The following is a 17,309-nucleotide window of genomic DNA, read 5'->3' as shown; positions in this document are numbered from 1 at the left end:
CAGGTGAAGTGTGCCCACCTACCGGACGAACGCCCACGATGGCCCTCGCAACGCGCGGGGGCCATCGTCGTATCCAAGGGGGTACGCGGAGGTGGTCATGCGTCGAACCGTGAAGCCCTCCCCCCAGGAGTGGCGCACCGTCCCCCTACCTCGTGGCTGGGTGAAGATCCGCAAGCGCATCCTGCACCGCGATCCACAGTGCACGCTGCGCACGAGGTGTCAGGGTGCGGCGTCCGAAGAGGTCGACCACATCGGCGACCCGAACGACCACAGCGACAGGAACCTGCGCGGCGTGTGCCACACGTGCCACGCGCACCGCACGGGGCAGCAGGGTGCGGCGGCGGCGAACGCGCGGCGGCCGAGTCGTCGACGGCCGGCACCACGCCACCCAGGCATCACCTGACGTAGTCGTGCGACAGCGGAGGGTGGGGGGTGCCCCCCACCCCGGGGACAGGATGGCGGCGGGGGTTAGCGCCTCAGCCACTGTGTGAATCTTGACCGGAAATCCTGTGATCGTCTTGAATATGCGGAGGTCAGCGTGGGTGTACCTGGGCGCAGGCCGAAGCCGGAGGGTGAGCGGCGCAACCGGCACGCATTGACGCACGAGTGGGTTGAGGTGGAGGACGTCCCGTACGACGGGGAGCGTCCGGACCTGCCGGTGCGGTGGATCACGACCGACGAGGGTGAGCGGAAGCGGTCGACGTGGCCGGCCGCGACGGTCCGCTGGTGGGACACCGTGTCGACGATGCCGCACTGCTGCCTATGGACCCGGGCTGACTGGCAGTTCGCGATCGACACGGCCGAGGTGCACGCCCGGTGGGTGACCGGCGGCCGCGGCGCGACCGAGGTCCGCATCCGCGAGCGCCAGCTGGGCACCACGGTGGACGCCCGGCGGTCGCTGCGGATCCAGTACGTGCCTCCGAAGAATGAGCGCCAGGGCGACGGCGAGCAGCCGGCCGGTGTGGTGCAGCTGGACGATTACCGTGACCTCTACGGTTGATCAGCACTTCGAGCTGCTGCCCGGGTACTACCGGGACAAGTGGCGGGGTACCGGCGCGTGGTGCACGCTGCCGTGGCCGGACGACCTGGCCGACCTGCCGCCGTCGATCGGCCCGCAGGTCATCGCCTGGGCGGAGTGGCGTTCTTACGAGCAGACCGGCGAGCCAGGTCTCATCCATTACCTGACCGGTGAGCCGTGGCGATTCACGCCGGGTCAGCGTCGCTTTCTGCATTTGTGGTACGCCTACGATCCGCTTACCGGAAGGTGGCTTTGGCGGCGGGCGGTAAAGCGCGGTGCGAAAGGCACGGGGAAAGACCCGTTCGGGGCGGCGATGTGTGACTGCGAATTCGTCGGCCCGACGCTTTTGGTCCAGCGCGATGGCCGGTGGGTCGGTGAGCGGCACCGGATGCCGCTGGTCCAGATCGCGAGCAATAGCGAGGCGCAGTCGAAGGACATGATGCGGATCGCGAACGCGTTGCTACCGCAGGAGACGCGCGACTTCTACAGCATCGACTGCGGCGAGACGCGGACCGTGTTGAAGGACACCGGCGGCGGCCGGATGGAGATCCTGACCGCATCGGAAAAGACCGCCGAGGGTGACCCGGCCACATTCGTGGGCCTAAACGAGTCGCACCACATGACCGAATCATCGGGCGGTCATAAAGTCGCGGCGGTGGCGCGGAGAAACGTCGGCAAGTCGCCCGCCCATCTACAGGCCAGGCTGTGTGAATTCACAAATGCGCACCAGCAGGGCAGCGAATCGGAAGCCGAGCGATCTTTCGAGGCGTGGCAGAAACAGGTGTCCGGAAAGGCCAAGAAGCGCGACATCCTGTACGACTCGATCGAGGCTCCGCCGAACACCGACCTGTACGACGACGAGTCCCGGATGGCCGGGCTGAGGGCCGCGTACATGGACGCCCCGTGGGCCGATCTGGAGCGACTCGGCGACGAGATGATCGACCCGTCGACGAGCGTGGCCGACTCGATCCGGTTCTACCTCAACGGGTTGGCGACGGCCGAGGACGCCTGGGTGGATCCGCGGGTGTTCGACGACCTGGCCAAGCCGGCGTTCGTGGTCGGCGACAAGGAGCAGGTCGCGATGTTCCTGGACTGTTCCAAGAGCAGCGACGCGACCGGGCTGGTCGGGTGCCGGCTGTCGGACGGGCACGTGTTCACGCTGGGGATGTGGCAGCGGCCGCACGGCGAGCGCGGTAAAGGCTGGCTGGCGCCGCGGCACGAGGTCGACGCGGTGGTGCGTGCCGCCGTCGAGCGGTACCGGGTGGTGTGGTTCGGTGTCGACCCGTCGCCGGCGCGCGACGACGAGGATGAGCACCTGTACTGGATGCCGACGATCGACGGCTGGCACCGCGACTTCCATCGCAAGCTGCCGGTGTGGGCCACCCCGGGCGCCAAGGGCCACAGCGTGTTGTACGACATGCGCATCCGCACCACCGGCGGTGTGCAGCGCAACCAGCAGTTCACCGAGGCCGCCGGGCAGACGGCCAAGGACATCGACGAGCACCGCACGCTGACTCACGACGGCGACGCCGGGCTGCGGATGCACGTACACAACGCGCGCCGGCGTCCGAACCCGTGGGGTGTCTCGCTCGGGAAGATCACCCGCGACTCGACGAAGCTAGTCGACCTCGCGGTGTGCATGGTCGGTGCCCGGATGGGCCGAAGGATCGCGCTCAACAGCGGCAAGGTCCGCCAGAAGCGCTCAGGAAAGGCGGTGTTCTGATGCCCTTGGATGCCGCCGCCGCGGTCGCGCGCGCCAACGAGCTACGCGACCTGCACCACAGCGAGCGCACGGAGTTGGACGTGCTGCGCCGGTACTGGACCGGTAAGCAGCGCCTGCCCGCGATCATCCCCGCCGACGCGCCGGCCGAGGTGCGGGAGATGGCCCGGATCGCGCGGGTCAACGTCATCGACATCGTGGTCCAGGCGCTGACTCAGGCGCTGTTCGTCGACGGGATTCGGGCCCGCGACGAGGAGACCGGCGACGACGTCACCGTGCCGGTGTGGCAGGCGTGGCTGGGCAACCGGATGAACAAGCGGCAGGCCGGTCTGCATCGGGCGACGGTCGCGTACGGCACCGCGTACACGGTGGTGACGCCGGGTGAGCCGGTGCCGGTGATCCGGCCGGTGTCGCCGCGGCAGTTGACCGCCGTGTACGGCGCCGATCCGGACTGGCCGGTGATGGCGTTGGAGAAGCGGCCGACCGCCGGCGACTGGCGTATGTACGACGCCGAGTCGGTATACGTGTTCTATGCCGGCGAGCGCGGGTTCGAGCTGCTCGGCGAGCCGCTGCTGCACGGGGTGACCGACCGCACCGGTGCGCCGGTGTGCCCGGTGATCCGGTACCGGGACGCTGAGGACCTGGACCTGGAGGACGAGGCCGAACCGGAGGTGTCCGCCGGGCTGGCCGGGTTCGCGAGCAGCCAGACCCGGGTGGTGGCCGGGCAGGTCGCGCCGCTGATGTCGTTGCAGGACCAGATCAACCTGACGTCGTTCTCGCTGAAGGCGGCGGAGTGGTACTCCGCGTTCCGGCAGCGGTGGATCGTCGGGTGGACGCCGGAGAAGGCGGACCAGCGGATGAGGGCCGCGGCGTCGCAGCTGTGGACCTTCGACGAGATGCCCGACGATGTGCAGCTGGGCGAGTTCAACGAGACCACCCTGGACGGGTTCCTCAAGTCGCGTGAGGCCGCCCTGAAGTACGCGGCGACCCTGAGCCAGACGCCGGTGCACGAGCTGGTCGGCGAGCTGGTCAACCTCTCCGCCGAGGCCCTAGCGGCGGCGGAGGCCGGCCGGGACAGGAAGGTCGACGAGCGCAAGACCGGCTTGGGCGAGTCGCACGAGCAGACGTTCGAGGCGGTCGGCTCGCTCATGGGCATCGACATCCCGGACGACGCGCAGATGGTCTGGCGCGACACCTCGGCGCGGGCGTTCGGCGCGATCGTCGACGGGCTGGGCAAGCTCGCGCAGATGCTCGGCGTACCGCAGCAGGAGCTGTGGGACCGCATCCCGGGCGCCACCCAGCAGGACATCCGCCGGTGGAAGGCCGCGGCCGCACAGGGCGACGCCTTGGCACAGCTGACCGGAATGCTGGACCGGCAGGCCGTCGGCGGCCCGGACCCCGAAGTCGACCCGGACGATGGCGATAACGGCTGAGGGCGCCACGCTGACCCGTCAGCACCGGCACGCCCAGCTCGTGCTCCGCGCGGATGTGCTGCGCGACATGACCCGGCTGTGGGCCACCTTCGACGCGACCGACCTGAGCGCGTCGTTCGCCCGATTCGCCGCGGCCGCCGACGTCCTGATCCGGACCCGGCACGGCGACTCAGCCGGTCTGTCCGCTGCCTACTTCGAGCGGTTCCGGCTCGTCGAGGGCATCCCCGGCACCGCCACACCACGGATCGCGGCCACGCCGGCGAGCGAGCTGGTCCGTGACCGGCTGCGCGCGTCCGGACTCATGGGTGCGCTCAACGCCCGCCGTGCTGGGCAAAGCTTGCAGGCGGCCGCCCGCAACGGATTCGTGCGCGCGTCCGGGTCGGCAGTGTCCATGGTGCTCGGTGGCGGCCGGAACACGATTGTCGACTCGGTGCGCGCCGATCGGCAGGCCCGCGGCTGGCAGCGCGCCACCTCGGGCACGCCGTGCGCGTTCTGCGCCATGGTCGCCAGCCGAGGCCCGACGTTCAAGAGCCAGCGCTCCGCGAGGTTTCAGGCGCACGACCACTGCGCGTGCACCGCTGAGCCGTTCTACACCGGCTCGCGGGAGCTGGCCGCTAACCAGCGGTTCGCGAAGCAGTGGGAGACCGCGCAGCGCGAGGCCAAGGAGGCCGACGAGCTGCACCGCGGCACGTCCAACGACGCGCTGAACGCGTTCCGCCGGCACCTGGCCGGCGCCGGGCAGCCGCAGTAGACCACCGGCCCGACAGGGGCTGGCCAATCCCGACAAGGGGAAAACCGCGATGGCGGATGACGAAAAGAACACCCAGAACGCGCCGGCCGGCACGGGCGGCAAGGACTGGGAAGCCGAGGCCGAGAAGTGGAAGGCCCTCGCGCGTAAGCACGAGGAGCAGGCCAAGGCGAACCACACCGAGCTGGACAAGCTCAGGGCCAGCAGCGACGCCACCAAGTCCGACATGGACAAGGTGATGGAGAAGCTGGCCGCGATGGAGGAGCGCGCCGCCAAGGCGGAGCGCCAGGCCCTCATCTCGGACGTGGCCGCGGAGAAGAAGCTCACCGCGGCGCAGGCCCGACGCCTTCAGGGCAACACCCGCGAGGAGCTGCTCTCCGACGCCGACGAGCTGCTGACCGCGTTCAAGCCGGCCGACAAGGACGGCACGAACGGCGACGGCACCGACGGTGACGGCAAGGCGGGCGAGGGGAAGGCCGGCGACGCCGCCAGCGGCACCGGCAGCACCACGGGTGCCGGTGACGGCAAGGGCAGTGAGAGCGGCGAGACCCGCCGCGAGCTGCCGCCGTCCGGGCGGCCGAAGGAGAAGCTGACCGCCGGTGCGGTACCGGCCGCCGGCGCCAGTCCGACCGGCGACAAGACGCCGGCGCAGCTGGCCGACGCGATCCTCGCGAACGATTTCTGACCCGCGTCCCATGGCACAGCGCTGTGTGGACCTTTGTACGAAGTGGAGTGAATCGCAGTGACTGTGCTGACCGCGCAGGGCATCTCCTCGCTGGCCGTGGAGCTGCTCACGCGCACCCTGGTGTTGCCGATGACCGTCTCCCGGATTCCGGGCGCCGAGTTCGCCGGCAGCAACGGCGACACCCTCACGGTGCGGGTGCCGCAGCCCAGCACCGCCCGCACCCAGGCCACGCCCGGGGCGACGATCACGTACGACGACGTCGACGAGGTGCCCGTCGACGTGACCATGTCGCACCTGTACCACGCCAAGCTGGTCTCCGACCAGGAGCTGTCGATGCAGCTGGAGGACTTCGGCCGGCAGATCACCCGGCCGCAGGTGGCGGCGGTCGCGACCCGGGCGGAGAACCTGCTCGGCACCGCGATGAACAACCTGACCGCGGACGGCACGATCGACGTGGACGGGTCGAACATCGAAGAGCTGATCCTGGAAGCCCGGGAGCAGCTGACCCGCAACGACTGCCCGCCGGACAACCGCTTCCTGGCGGTGTCGCCGGAGGTGGCCACGTTCGTGCTGGCGCTGGAGAACCTGTCCGATGTGGACCGGTCCGGGAACAGCTCGGCGCTGCGCGACGCGGTGATCGGCCGCTACCGCGGCTTCACCGTGGTCGAGTCCAACGGGCTGAGCGCGGGCCGGGCGCTGGCGTACCACCGGTCCGGGTTCGCGTTCTCCAACCGGGTGCCGGTCACCCCGCGCGGTGTCACGTCCTCGGCGACCGCCGAGAGTGGCGGCGTCGGGATGCGGCAGATCTTCCAGTACGTGCCCGACAAGCTGTCCGACGCGACCGTTGTGTCGACGTTCGCGGGTGCGGCGGCGGTGCCGGACAACGACTCGGGCACCGAGTTCCCGCGGGTGTTCGTGATGGAGACGGCGTCCAGCTAATGGCTGACCTGCCTCCACTGGCGACGGCGGCGCAGCTCGCGGTCCGTCTCGGCTACGGGGATGCTGGGTTCCCCACCGAGGCCGAGACGGACCGCGCGCAGGCGCTGCTGGTCGAGGTCAGCGAGCTGATCCGCGACGAGGCCGGCAAGACCTGGGTCGACGGCGGCGGCGCGCTGGACGGGGTGCCGTCGCGGGTGGAGAAGATCTGCCTCGCGGCGGCCGCCCGGGCGTTCACCAACCCGGAAGCGTTGACCCAGCGCTCTATCGCGGACTCGTCCAAGTCGTTCGACCGGTCCGGCCGGGAAGGCGGCGAGGACGTGTACCTGACCGACGCCGAGGAACGCGCCGTACGCAAGGCCGCCGGCGGCTCCTCCTTCCGGGCGGTCACCCTGGAATCGCCCTACTCGGGTGATGCGACCGAAAGCCTGCTCGGCTCGTGACCGCCCCGATCGGCGCCCACGAACTACCGCGGGCGTTCGAGGTGTGGCGCCCGGAGCTCGTCGACGACGGCGCCGGCGGCCAGGACGTCGAGTACGTCGAGGTCGGCCAGGTCCGCGGCCGGGTCTCGCAGCCCACCGCGGCCGAGCGGGTCGTCGCGATGCAGGCCGGCGCCGAGCACACCGCCGCGGTGTACCTGCACCCGAGCGCGGACGTGCGCCGCGGCGACGAGCTGCGCGGCGACGGCGACACCTTCCGCATCAAGGCCACCATCACGCCGTCCGAACCGGTGTATCTGCGGGCGGACTGCGAACGGATCGAATCGGAGCCGCCCAATGACGAGTCGTGAACTTCGCCTGGTTCTGCTCGGCGCGCCGGGCATCGGCGGCGAGGCGTTCGAGCGGTGGCACGACGACGTCGTCGACGGCGCCCACGAGCTGGGCTGGAAGGTCGACTTCCTGCGCGTGCGGGACGTGCCCGCCGAGGACATCGAGCGGGCCGCCAAAGGCGCCGACATGCTGCTGTGGCTGCGCACCCACTCACACAACCTGGTCGGTGACGGCTACTCGATGCTGCGCCGCATCGAGGCGGCCGGCACCGTCACCGTCGGGCTGCACCTGGACCTGTACTGGGGCATCCCGGCCCGCGAGCGGCGGGTCGGCAACGAGCCGTGGTGGACCGCCCAGCACGTGTTCACCGCCGACGGCGGCAACCAGGCCAAGTTCACCGCCCGTGGGGTGAACCACCACTGGTGCCCGCCGCCGTTCGGTACCCGCTTCCTCGGCTACGGCACCCCGGACCCGACGGTGCGGGCCCGGGCGGTGTTCGTCGGCGGCTATGTGCGCTCGATCCACGGCGACCACCGCGCCCAGCTCCTGGCCTGGGGGCGCCGCAAGTGGGGGCGCGACTTCCTCCACATCGGTAGCACCTCCCGGACCCGGCTCTACCACCGGAAGCTGAACAACCTGTACGCGTCCGTCGACGTCGTGCTCGGCGACAGCGCGCCGGCGCCGCACTACTGGTCCGACCGGGTGCCGCGCACCCTGGGCCGCGGCGGGCTGTTCGCCTACCCGCGCACACCGGGGCTGGAAGAGCAGGGCTTCACCGACGACGTGATGATCCTGTACGACCGCGGCCGGTACGCCCAGATCGGCGCCCAGTTGGCCGGCATGGACGCGGCCGCCCGCCGCCGGATGACCGACGCCGCGATCACGCTCGTGTCCGAGCGGCACCTGTGGCGGCACCGCCTCGCCGAGATCGCCCGGACGGTCCTGCCGTGACCGGCGCAAGCGGGCAGGCGGCCGTGTTCGGGTTCGCCGCCGGCGCGGTGTTCTCGGTCGCCTTGAGCGCCGCGCAGCTCGCCGGCGTGCCGTGGTGGCTGCGCGGGCCCGCGCTGGCCGCCGGCGCCGCGTTCACGCTGCGCTGGGCAGCGCGGTGGACGTCATGAGAGTGATCATCGCGTGCGCCGGCCGGACACCGGATGACAAGTGGGGCGACCACCTGGGCGTGCCCAAGCACCTCGCGCCGGTGGGCGGCGAGCCGCTGCTGCACCGCACCGTCCGCCAGGCCCAGGGCTACACCGACGAGGTGCTCATCACCGCGCCGGCCGACGACCCCCGCTATGTGGTCGACGGCGCCCGCACCGTCCACCCTGGACCGGCGCCGAGCGAGTACGCCGGCTCCCGTACGTGGTGGTCGCTGTGGCGCCGCACGGTGCTGCTGCTCGGTGACGTCTACTTCACCGACGACGCGATCGACACGGTCATGCGCACCGCCGCGGCCGAGTACCGGGTGTTCGGCCGGTACGGCCCATCACGGGTCACCGGCACCCGATATGGGGAGATCTTCGCCGTCTCCTGGTGGCGGCAGCATCACGAGCTGCTCGACCGGCACCTGGCCCTCGTGCACGCCGCCCGGGCCGCGGGCACGGTGACCCGGCCGCCTGGGTGGATGCTGCTGCGCTCGATCCAGGGCACCCCACTGCACCGGCACCAGGTGCGGCGGCCGCCGTTCGTCGACGTCGACGACGCGACCGACGACTTCGATTGCCCGGCCGACTACGACCGGCACCCCGCGGTGCGTCGAGAGGTGCGGCGATGAGCCTGCCCGAGCTGCTGATCGTGGTGCCGACGCGTGGGCGGCCGCAGAACATCCGCCGGATGCTGGCCGCCTGGACCGCGACCGGCGCGCAGGGTGTCGCCGAGCTGCTGATCGCGTGGGACGCCGACGACCCGGCCGCCGACCAGTACGCCGACATCGCCGCCGGCGCAGGTCTGCGCCGGCATGTGAACCGGTCGCAGACGCCGATGGTGCCCACGTTGGAGGCGGCGCTGGCGCCGCTGGTCGACCAGTACCCGTTCCTGGGCTGCTTCGGCGACGACCACCTGCCGCGCTCCGCCGGCTGGGCCGCCCAGCTCGTCGACGGGCTGCGGCACCTGGGCACCGGGATCGTGTACGGCAACGACCTGCACCGCGGCCCGGACCTGCCCACCGCGTGGGCGATGACCGCCGACATTGTGCGGCTGCTGGGCCGGATGGTGCCCGCACCGGTCGAGCACCTGTACTCCGACCGGTCGGTGCTCGACCTCGGCCGGGCCGCCCGCTGCATCCGCTACCTGCCGGACACCGTGATCGAGCACCTGCACTACGCCGCGCACAAGGCGGTCAAGGACGCCGGCTATCAGCGGGTCAACGCCGCCGCCCGATACCGCGCCGACCGCGTCGCGTACCTGCGGTGGCGGGACCGGCACATGCAGCGCGACGTCGCCACCATCCGACGCCACAGGAGCCGCTCGTGAACGTCTTCCACGCCTTCCCGGACCTGGTCGCACGTCTGGGTGTGGATCCGCGGCATCTGGTCCACGTGGGTGCCCACGAGGGCCAGGAGATGCCCTACTACCAGGCCGCCGGGTTCCGCCGGATCACCCTGATCGAGCCCATCCCGGCCCTCGCGGCGAAGCTGGCCGCCGACTGGCCGGACGCCGAGGTCGTCCAGGTGGCGTGCGCCGAACGGGCCGGCCGGGAAACGCTGCACCTGATGCGGCGCAGCAACATGTCCACGCTCGCCGCCCCGGACCACCGGGACCGCATCACCGGCAGCATCCCGGTCGACGTGCGCCGCCTGGCCGACGTCGCACCCGGCGCGAACGTCGCGGTCGTCGACGCCCAGGGATTGGAGCTCGACGTGCTGCGCGGCGCCGACCTCGAGTTACTTGATCTTGCGGTGGTCGAGACCTGCACCGTGGTCGACCCGACCATGGCGGACCTGTACGAGCACGTCGTGGCGTTCATGGCGGCGGCCGGGTTCGTCGAGGTCGACCGGTGGGTGCGCGATTACGACCGGGTCCACCGGTGGGCCCGCGGCCGCGCCAGCCGGCGCGCCGGCGAGATCCGAGACGTCATCTTCGCAAGGGAGTCCAGCCATGCAGCCTGAGATCATGATCGCCGCCAAGCCCGGCATCGTGTACCTGGAGGGGCAGCGGCGGATGGTCCGCAAGGGCCGCACCACCGCCCACTCCACACACCCCATCGTCACCGAGCACCCGCGGCTCTGGGAGCGGCTGAAGGTCGACTACCCGGCCGGGTTGACGGGCCCGGCCGGCGACGCGTACGACGCGGCGGTCGCGGCCGCCGGCGTGCCGGTCTACGAGGCGCTGCGGGCACTGGCCGAGGGCCTGGCCGACCGCGGCCACGACGTCCAGGTCGCCGCCGGCGACGAAGCGTCCGTGCCGATGGCGGTCGTCCTCGCCGCACTGGCCGTCATCGACGAGCGCACCGCGACCGAGGACGACGCCGCGCAGCCGCCGGCGGCGTACGGCATGGACCTGCACACCGCCGACCCCGGGCCGATCGAGGCGCGCACCCTGGACGGCGGCGTGACCGTGGTCAACCAGCCGGAGGACACAGCCGCCGACCTGGCCAGCGAGGCCGCTCTGGTCGACGCGCGGCGGCTGGCCGACGAGTACCTGACCGACAGTGCGGAGTTCCGGGCCGCTGTGCGAGCCTGGGCCGCCACGCAGGAGATCGAGGTGTCGCCGCGCGGGAAGATCCCCGCCACGGTGATCGAGCAGTACCGGGCGGCGCACGGTGGCGACTGAACTGCCTGAGCTGTCGCCGGCGGAATGTCGCCGGCGCGCTGAGCAGGCCGCGCAGCAGCGCGAGGTCGGCGAGTCGGTGATGTGGGCGCTGCTCGCGATCTCCGGAGACCTGTCCGCACTGCGTCGTGAGCTGAGGCAGGGGCGTCGCTGATGCCGCGCAAGCAGACGGTGACCGTCGACGGCATGGGCCTGCTGTCCAAGCGGCTCAGGCAGCTCGATAAGACGATCGCCGACGGCGTCCGCGAGGCGGTCACGGAGGAGACCGACGAGACCGCCGACGACATGCGCCGCAACGCGGCCCGCGGCAACCCGCCCACCAAGCCCGTCACGCTCGCCGAGGGCGTCCAGGCCGAGATCAGTCAGGACGGGCTGTCGGGCACCGCAGCGGCGACCGCCCGGCACTCCACGTTCGTCGAGCACGGCACCAGCGACACCGAGGCCCAGCCGTTCGCGTTGCCGGCCGCCGAGCGGGCCCGGCAGCGGTTCCCAGACACGGTCAAGCGGCACGTCGGCGCTGAGCTGAAGGAAGTGCTGCGGTGACCGCGCCGATCTCCCGGTCGCCGGCGCAGCCGGTGCAGAAGGCCATCTACGACCGGCTCACCGGCGACGACACGCTCATGGCGCTGGTCGAGGGCGTGTACGACCAGGTCCCGGAAGACAAGGCGTACCCGTGGGTGCGCATCGGTGACCACCTGTCCACACCGGACAACGACCTGACCAGCTACGGCCGGGAGATCACCGAGACCATCCACGTCTGGACCCGCACGCGCCGCAACAGCCAGGGCCAGCAGATCGCCGCGCGGATCGGCGAGTTGCTCGACCACCAGGAGCGCGAGCTGGACGTGGCCGGGCATCGGGTGGTGTCCATCCGCCAGGAGTACGACCAGGCGCTGCCTGACCCAGACCCGCAGATCCGTCACCACGTGCTGCGGTTCCGCATCACCACCGAGCAGGAAGAGGAGTAGGCCATGAGCGGACGCAACGCGTTCGGCACCCAGTTCCGACGCGGCAACGGCGCGACGCCGACCGAGACGTTCACCACGATCGCGAACGTCACGAACATCGGTGGTCCCAACCGGACCCGCGAGACCATCGACGTCACCACCCACGGTTCGCCGGACGCCTACATGGAGTTCATCGGCGGTCTGAAGGACGGCGGCGAGGTATCGCTCGACATCAACTACGACCCGGCCGAGTCCACCCACGACCTGGACGACGACTTCGACGACGACGACCCGCGCAACTACCAGATCGTGATCCTGCCGGACACCGAGGACGAGCACACCTGGGACTTCGCCGGCATCCTGACCGAGCTGGGCGACGAGTTCCCGTACGACGACAAGATGTCCCGGTCGATGACGGTGAAGATCACCGGCAAGCCGACCCTGACACCCACGGGGAGCTGACCATGGGACTGCTTTCGCGTGATCAGATCCTCGGCGCCGAGGACCGCACCTTCGAAGAGGTCGACTGCCCGGAGTGGGGCGGCACCGTCCGGCTGCGCTCCATCTCCGGCGCCGAACGGGACGGCTACGAGCAGGGCCTGATCCAGCAGCGCGGCAACAGCCGGCAGATGAACATGCGCAACGCCCGCGCCAAGCTGATCGTGCTGTGCGCGGTCGACGAGGCCGGCCGGCGCATGTTCAGCGAGCAGGACGTGGCCGCGCTGGGCAAGAAGAACGCCAAGCCGCTAGATCGGCTCTTCGACGCCTGCCGGCGGCTGTCCGGGCTGTCCGAGGACGACGTGGACAAGCTCACCGAGGATTTCGACGAGACCCAGGGCGAAGACTCCACTACCGCCTAGCCCTCGCCCTGGGCTGCACCGTCCGCGAGCTGCTGCACCGCATCGACTCCCGCGAGCTGACCGCGTGGGTGGCGTACGAGCGCATCGCCGGGCCGATCGGTCCGGAGCGGGCCGACATGCACTCCGCGATCGTGGCCAGCACGGTGGCCAACGCGATGCGTGGCAAGAAGGGCCGCCCGTTCAAGCCGGCCGACTTCCTGCCCAAGTGGGACGACCCTGCCCGATGGACGGCCGTCGACCAGACCGAACAGGACCACCTGCGTCTGGTTCAGCAACTGAACAAGGCCATGGGTGGCCGCACACGCACGCGAGGAGGTGACGCAGATGAGCACACTGGCGGACCTGCTGGTCAAGATCGGCGTCGACAACACCGGCGTCGACAAGGGCACCAAGCAAACCGAGTCGAAGTTCGAGAAGACGTGGAGCCGGGTTAAGGCCACCGCGGCGCTCGCCGGTGCGGCGATCGGTCTGGCGGTGGCCACCTCGGCGGTTCAGGCGCTCGACGTGGAGGCCGCCAGCGACAAGCTGTCCGCGCAACTCGGCGCCAGCGCCGACGAGGCCGGCCGGTTCGGCAAGGTGGCCGGCGACCTGTACGCCGGCGCGTGGGGCGAGTCGATAGGCCAAGTCAACGACGCGGTCGGCGCCGTCGTCACCTCGATCGACGGAATGCGCGGCGCCAGCGAGGCCGCGCTGGAGTCGATGACCGCCAAAGCACTCGACTTCGCCGCCGCGTTCGAGCTCGACGTGACCCGGGCGACCCAGGTCGTCGGGCAGGTCGTCTCATCGGGGCTGGCCAAGGACGCCACACAGGCCATGGACCTGTTGACCGTGTCGATGCAGCGGGTACCGGCCGCGGTCCGCGAGGACCTGGTCGACGCGCTCGACGAGTACGGCCCGTTCATGGCCTCGATCGGTGTGACCGGCGAGAAGGCGTTCGGGCTGCTGGTCAAGAGCGCTGAGAAGGGCATGTTCGGTCTGGACAAGACCGGCGACGCGCTCAAAGAGTTCACGATCTTGACCACGGACATGTCCGCGACGAGCAAGGCCGGCTATGACGCGCTCGGGCTGTCGCAAGAGGCCATGTCCCGCAAGCTGCTGTCCGGCGGCGAGGTCGGCGCCAAGGCGTTCCAGCAGATCATCGACGGGCTGCTGGCCATCAAGGACCCGGTCAAGCAGTCGCAGGCCGCGCTCGCCCTGTTCGGCACGCCGTTGGAGGACTTGAACGTCTCGGAGATCCCCAAGTTCCTCAAGCAGCTCGACGCCACGCAGGGCGGGCTGGGCAAGGTCGCCGGCGCAACCGACGAGCTGGGCAAGACCCTGAACGACAACTCCAAGACCGAGCTGACCGCGTTCAAGCGGCAGGCCGAGGCCGCCCTGGTCAACGTCCTAGCCGACGCGGTGCCGCACCTGCGGGACACGGGCACATTCCTGAAGGAAAACGCCACCTGGGTCAAACCACTGGCCATCGGGTTGGGCATCCTCGCCGTGGTGATCGGCACGATCATCGTGCTCACCAAGATCTGGACTGCGGTGCAGATGGCGTACAACGTCGTGGCCGCGGCGAACCCAATCGGTTTGATCGTGCTGGCGATCGTCGCGTTGATCGCGATCATCGTGCTCATCGCCACGAAAACCACGTGGTTCCAGACGATCTGGGAAGCGGTGTGGGGCGCGATCAAGGCGGCCGCCATGTTCGTGTTCAACTGGATCGTCGGCGGCTGGAAGTTCGTGTTCAACACGGTCGTCGGGATCTTGAAGCTGTGGTGGACGGTGTTCTCTGGCTTCTGGGGCAAGGTCGGTCAGATCGCCGCCGATACCTGGAACTGGATCATCGGGAAGATCACCAGCTTTGTCGGGTTCGTGAAGGGCCTGCCCGGCAAGATCGCCAGCGCTGCCAAGGGCATGTGGAACGGCATCGTGGGCGCGTTCAAGTCTGCGATCAACACGCTGATCAGGATGTGGAACAACTTCTCGCTCACTCTTGGTGGCGGCTCGGTGCTCGGCCTGAGCATCCCATCGGTCACCCTGAACACGCCGAACATCCCGTTCCTCAAGGACGGCGGCATCGTGCCGGCCACCCCAGGCGGCACACTCGCCGTGATCGGCGAGGGCCGCCACGACGAAGCGGTGGTGCCGCTACCGCGCGGCGCATCGCAACTCGGCGGCGGCGAGATGACGGCGACCGTCGAGGCCGGAAGCGGCGGCACCACCGTTCAGCGGAAGGTGGCCGAGCTGGTCCTGGAGCTGATCCGCACCAACGCGCTGCAGCTGACCGTGCGCGACAACAAGGTGGTGGCTGCACGTGGCTGAGCAGGACGTCGTCGTCGAGCTGTTCTACGACGGAGGGTGGCACGACCACGCCGACCGCGTGTATACCCGCGACCCGATCGAGATCACCCGCGGCCGCGGCGACGAGCAGGCCGAACTCGTGCCGTCGACGCTGTCGCTGACGTTCGACAACCGCGACGACCGGTACAACCCCCGCAACCCCTCCAGCGACCTGTTCGGGAAGATCGGCCGGAACACACCGATCTGGGTCAGCGTCGCCGGGGGCGGCAGCGGCCGGTTCGTCGGCGAGGTCTCCTCGTGGAAGCCACGCCGGGCGCTCAAGGGCGACGCCTGGACCGAAGTCACCGCCTCTGGTGTGACGCGCCGACTCGGCCAGGGCACCAGCCCGCTGCTCTCCCCCGCCTACGCGGAGGTGGACCGGCAGACCGGTGTCGGCGTGGTCGCCTGGTGGCCGGGCGAAGACGGCGCCGGCGCCACCGAGCTGGCCGCCGGCCTCACCACGCACGGACCGATGCGGATCGTCGGCGGCAGCCCTCAGCTCGGCTCGTCCGACGCGTTCCCCGGCACCGCCCCGTGCATCGACATGGGCGCGGCGCCCACCGCGGTGTTCCACGGCCGATGCCCGACCTCGCCGGACACCGGCACCATCAAGTGGCGGATGTTCATCTCCTTCCCCGCCGCCGGCCTCGGCTCCGCCCAACGCCTGGTCGACCTCTACACGGCCCCGGGCACCGGCAGCGTCCGGGTATGGCGGCTGCTGTACGACAACCCGTTCGACGGCACCTTCCAGTTGCAGGGCCTGGACTCCACGTTCGCTGTGGTCGAGGACTCCGGCGCCATCCTGCCGATCGCGGCCGGCCTGGACGGCAGCACGTGGATGCTCGGCTTCGAGGTCACCGAAGACGGCGTCGACGTCGATTGGCAGCTCGCCGCGCACCGCCTCAACCCGGACGGCACACAGACCGGTGTGGCGGCCACCGGCACGTTCACCGCGCAGACGGTCGGCATCCCCGACGAGGTGTACGTCGGCCCGGATGCGGGGCTGGTCGACACCGCGCTGGCCGCGTTCGTCGTCGGCTCCAGCTCGGCCACCGTCGACGGCCTGGAGCGGGCGTTCACCGGCTGGGTAGGGGAGACCGCGGCCGCCCGCGCGGAACGGCTCTGCGAAGAGCAGGACGTGACGTTCGACCTCCAGGGCACCGCCGGCGACACCATGCCGATGGGCCCGCAGCCCATCGCGACCTTCACCGAGCAGCTCGCCGAATGCGAACGCGCCGACGGCGGCATCCTGTACGAGACCCGGGGCGGCCTCGGGCTCACCTACGTCACCCGCACCGCGCTCTACAACCAGACCCCGGTGTTGGAACTCGACTTCGCCGCCGGGCAGATCGCGCCGCCGCTCGACCCAGACATCGACGATGCGCACGTGCGCAACGACGTCACCGTCAAGCGTGTCAACGGCTCCAGCGCCCGCGCCGTACAGGAAACCGGCGTGCTCAACGTCAACGATCCGGCCACCGACCCGGACGGCGTCGGCCGGTACGTCACCCAGTACGACGTGAACACCGCGTTCGACGCCGCGCTGCCCGACATCGCCGGCTGGCGGCTGCACCTGGGCGTCACCCCGGACATCCGCTACGCGGCCGTCACCGTCGACCTGGGCGCCGCGCCCGACCTCACCGCGGACGTGGACGCTATCAACATCGGCGACGTGCTCACCATCGCCAACCTCGAAGCCGATCTAGTCCGGCTGCTGGTGCTCGGCTACACCGAGACGATCCACACGCACACGCGCACCATCACCTTCAACTGCGTGCCCGCCAGCCCGTACAGCGTCGCCCAGCTCGACGACCCGGTGCTGGGCCGGCTCAACACCGAGGGCTCTGAGCTGACCACCGGCATCGACGACAACGACACCTCGCTGTCGGTGGCCACGACCCGCGGTCCTCTGTGGACTACCGACGCGGGCGAGATGCCGTTCGTCATCCGGATCGGCGGCGACGTCATGACCGTCACCGCGATCTCCGGCGCGGCCTCGCCGCAGACGTTCACCGTCACCCGGTCCGCTACCGCGAAGGCCCACCTGGCAGGCGCGGCGGTCAACATCGCCAACCCCATCGTGTTGGCCCTGTAGGAGG

Annotated in this window: 23 protein-coding genes; all 23 read left to right on the top strand. The window is 70.4% G+C overall.

Annotated features, from left to right (window positions below; translation table 11 throughout):
- The first annotated feature begins 97 nt into the window (after positions 1 to 97).
- The 23 genes from QMG73_RS00925 to QMG73_RS00820 all read left to right on the top strand — a co-directional run bounded on the left by QMG73_RS00925 (position 98) and on the right by QMG73_RS00820 (position 17,305).
- Positions 98 to 403, top strand: coding sequence for an HNH endonuclease (locus tag QMG73_RS00925; protein ID WP_281891754.1), 306 nt, complete (start codon positions 98 to 100; stop codon positions 401 to 403).
- A gap of 135 nt (positions 404 to 538) precedes the next feature.
- Entirely contained in the window at positions 539 to 1,000 is a 462-nt protein-coding gene (locus QMG73_RS00920) for a phage terminase small subunit (RefSeq protein ID WP_281891753.1), read from the top strand.
- A complete protein-coding gene (locus QMG73_RS00915) occupies positions 984 to 2,741 on the top strand; it encodes a terminase (protein WP_281891752.1) in 1,758 nt (585 codons plus the stop codon). Before QMG73_RS00920 ends, QMG73_RS00915 begins: the two co-directional genes overlap by 17 nt.
- On the top strand, positions 2,741 to 4,171 hold the full coding sequence (locus QMG73_RS00910; RefSeq protein WP_281891751.1) for a phage portal protein: 1,431 nt from the start codon (positions 2,741 to 2,743) through the stop codon (positions 4,169 to 4,171). The genes QMG73_RS00915 and QMG73_RS00910 overlap by 1 nt, the downstream gene beginning before the upstream one ends.
- Positions 4,155 to 4,922 carry a VG15 protein gene (locus QMG73_RS00905; protein ID WP_281891750.1) on the top strand — a complete coding sequence of 256 codons (768 nt, stop codon included), beginning with the start codon at positions 4,155 to 4,157 and terminating at the stop codon, positions 4,920 to 4,922. Before QMG73_RS00910 ends, QMG73_RS00905 begins: the two co-directional genes overlap by 17 nt.
- 49 nt (positions 4,923 to 4,971) lie before the next feature.
- Complete coding sequence (locus QMG73_RS00900; protein ID WP_281891749.1) at positions 4,972 to 5,604, top strand: hypothetical protein; 633 nt, start codon at positions 4,972 to 4,974, stop codon at positions 5,602 to 5,604.
- Between the two features lie 57 nt (positions 5,605 to 5,661).
- Positions 5,662 to 6,543 (top strand): P22 phage major capsid protein family protein, encoded by an 882-nt coding sequence (locus QMG73_RS00895; RefSeq protein ID WP_281891748.1) that lies wholly within the window; start codon positions 5,662 to 5,664, stop codon positions 6,541 to 6,543.
- Positions 6,543 to 6,983, top strand: coding sequence for a hypothetical protein (locus tag QMG73_RS00890; RefSeq protein WP_281891747.1), 441 nt, complete (start codon positions 6,543 to 6,545; stop codon positions 6,981 to 6,983). Before QMG73_RS00895 ends, QMG73_RS00890 begins: the two co-directional genes overlap by 1 nt.
- The gene (locus tag QMG73_RS00885) at positions 6,980 to 7,330 is read left to right on the top strand and encodes a phage head closure protein (RefSeq protein ID WP_281891746.1); all 351 of its coding nucleotides are present in this window, start codon (positions 6,980 to 6,982) and stop codon (positions 7,328 to 7,330) included. The genes QMG73_RS00890 and QMG73_RS00885 overlap by 4 nt, the downstream gene beginning before the upstream one ends.
- A complete protein-coding gene (locus tag QMG73_RS00880) occupies positions 7,317 to 8,261 on the top strand; it encodes a glycosyltransferase family protein (RefSeq protein WP_281891745.1) in 945 nt (314 codons plus the stop codon). Before QMG73_RS00885 ends, QMG73_RS00880 begins: the two co-directional genes overlap by 14 nt.
- Positions 8,258 to 8,428 carry a hypothetical protein gene (locus QMG73_RS00875; RefSeq protein WP_281891743.1) on the top strand — a complete coding sequence of 57 codons (171 nt, stop codon included), beginning with the start codon at positions 8,258 to 8,260 and terminating at the stop codon, positions 8,426 to 8,428. Before QMG73_RS00880 ends, QMG73_RS00875 begins: the two co-directional genes overlap by 4 nt.
- Positions 8,425 to 9,081, top strand: coding sequence for an NTP transferase domain-containing protein (locus QMG73_RS00870; protein WP_281891741.1), 657 nt, complete (start codon positions 8,425 to 8,427; stop codon positions 9,079 to 9,081). The genes QMG73_RS00875 and QMG73_RS00870 overlap by 4 nt, the downstream gene beginning before the upstream one ends.
- Entirely contained in the window at positions 9,078 to 9,779 is a 702-nt protein-coding gene (locus tag QMG73_RS00865; RefSeq protein WP_281891740.1) for a hypothetical protein, read from the top strand. The genes QMG73_RS00870 and QMG73_RS00865 overlap by 4 nt, the downstream gene beginning before the upstream one ends.
- A complete protein-coding gene (locus QMG73_RS00860; protein WP_281891739.1) occupies positions 9,776 to 10,414 on the top strand; it encodes an FkbM family methyltransferase in 639 nt (212 codons plus the stop codon). The genes QMG73_RS00865 and QMG73_RS00860 overlap by 4 nt, the downstream gene beginning before the upstream one ends.
- The gene (locus QMG73_RS00855) at positions 10,404 to 11,078 is read left to right on the top strand and encodes an Lsr2 family DNA-binding protein (RefSeq protein WP_281891738.1); all 675 of its coding nucleotides are present in this window, start codon (positions 10,404 to 10,406) and stop codon (positions 11,076 to 11,078) included. The genes QMG73_RS00860 and QMG73_RS00855 overlap by 11 nt, the downstream gene beginning before the upstream one ends.
- Complete coding sequence (locus tag QMG73_RS00850; protein ID WP_281891737.1) at positions 11,068 to 11,229, top strand: hypothetical protein; 162 nt, start codon at positions 11,068 to 11,070, stop codon at positions 11,227 to 11,229. The genes QMG73_RS00855 and QMG73_RS00850 overlap by 11 nt, the downstream gene beginning before the upstream one ends.
- A complete protein-coding gene (locus tag QMG73_RS00845; protein WP_281891736.1) occupies positions 11,229 to 11,618 on the top strand; it encodes a hypothetical protein in 390 nt (129 codons plus the stop codon). The genes QMG73_RS00850 and QMG73_RS00845 overlap by 1 nt, the downstream gene beginning before the upstream one ends.
- A complete protein-coding gene (locus QMG73_RS00840) occupies positions 11,615 to 12,043 on the top strand; it encodes a DUF3168 domain-containing protein (protein ID WP_281891735.1) in 429 nt (142 codons plus the stop codon). The genes QMG73_RS00845 and QMG73_RS00840 overlap by 4 nt, the downstream gene beginning before the upstream one ends.
- Positions 12,044 to 12,046: 3 nt before the next feature.
- Positions 12,047 to 12,484: a phage tail tube protein gene (locus QMG73_RS00835; protein ID WP_281891734.1), complete on the top strand. Its 438-nt coding sequence runs from the start codon at positions 12,047 to 12,049 to the stop codon at positions 12,482 to 12,484.
- A gap of 2 nt (positions 12,485 to 12,486) precedes the next feature.
- Positions 12,487 to 12,882, top strand: a complete 396-nt coding sequence (locus QMG73_RS00830; protein WP_281891733.1) for a hypothetical protein — start codon at positions 12,487 to 12,489, stop codon at positions 12,880 to 12,882.
- Entirely contained in the window at positions 12,789 to 13,316 is a 528-nt protein-coding gene (locus tag QMG73_RS46580) for a phage tail assembly protein T (RefSeq protein ID WP_456107246.1), read from the top strand. Before QMG73_RS00830 ends, QMG73_RS46580 begins: the two co-directional genes overlap by 94 nt.
- Complete coding sequence (locus tag QMG73_RS00825; RefSeq protein WP_281891732.1) at positions 13,207 to 15,192, top strand: phage tail tape measure protein; 1,986 nt, start codon at positions 13,207 to 13,209, stop codon at positions 15,190 to 15,192. The genes QMG73_RS46580 and QMG73_RS00825 overlap by 110 nt, the downstream gene beginning before the upstream one ends.
- Positions 15,185 to 17,305 (top strand): hypothetical protein, encoded by a 2,121-nt coding sequence (locus tag QMG73_RS00820; RefSeq protein WP_281891731.1) that lies wholly within the window; start codon positions 15,185 to 15,187, stop codon positions 17,303 to 17,305. The genes QMG73_RS00825 and QMG73_RS00820 overlap by 8 nt, the downstream gene beginning before the upstream one ends.
- Positions 17,306 to 17,309 lie beyond the last annotated feature (4 nt).

The sequence above is a fragment of the Phytohabitans aurantiacus genome, from assembly GCF_027923225.1.
Classification (GTDB): Bacteria; Actinomycetota; Actinomycetes; order Mycobacteriales; family Micromonosporaceae; genus Phytohabitans; species Phytohabitans aurantiacus.
The sequence above is the reverse complement of the archived record's forward strand: the minus strand, read 5'-3'. Positions and strand labels throughout refer to the sequence as shown.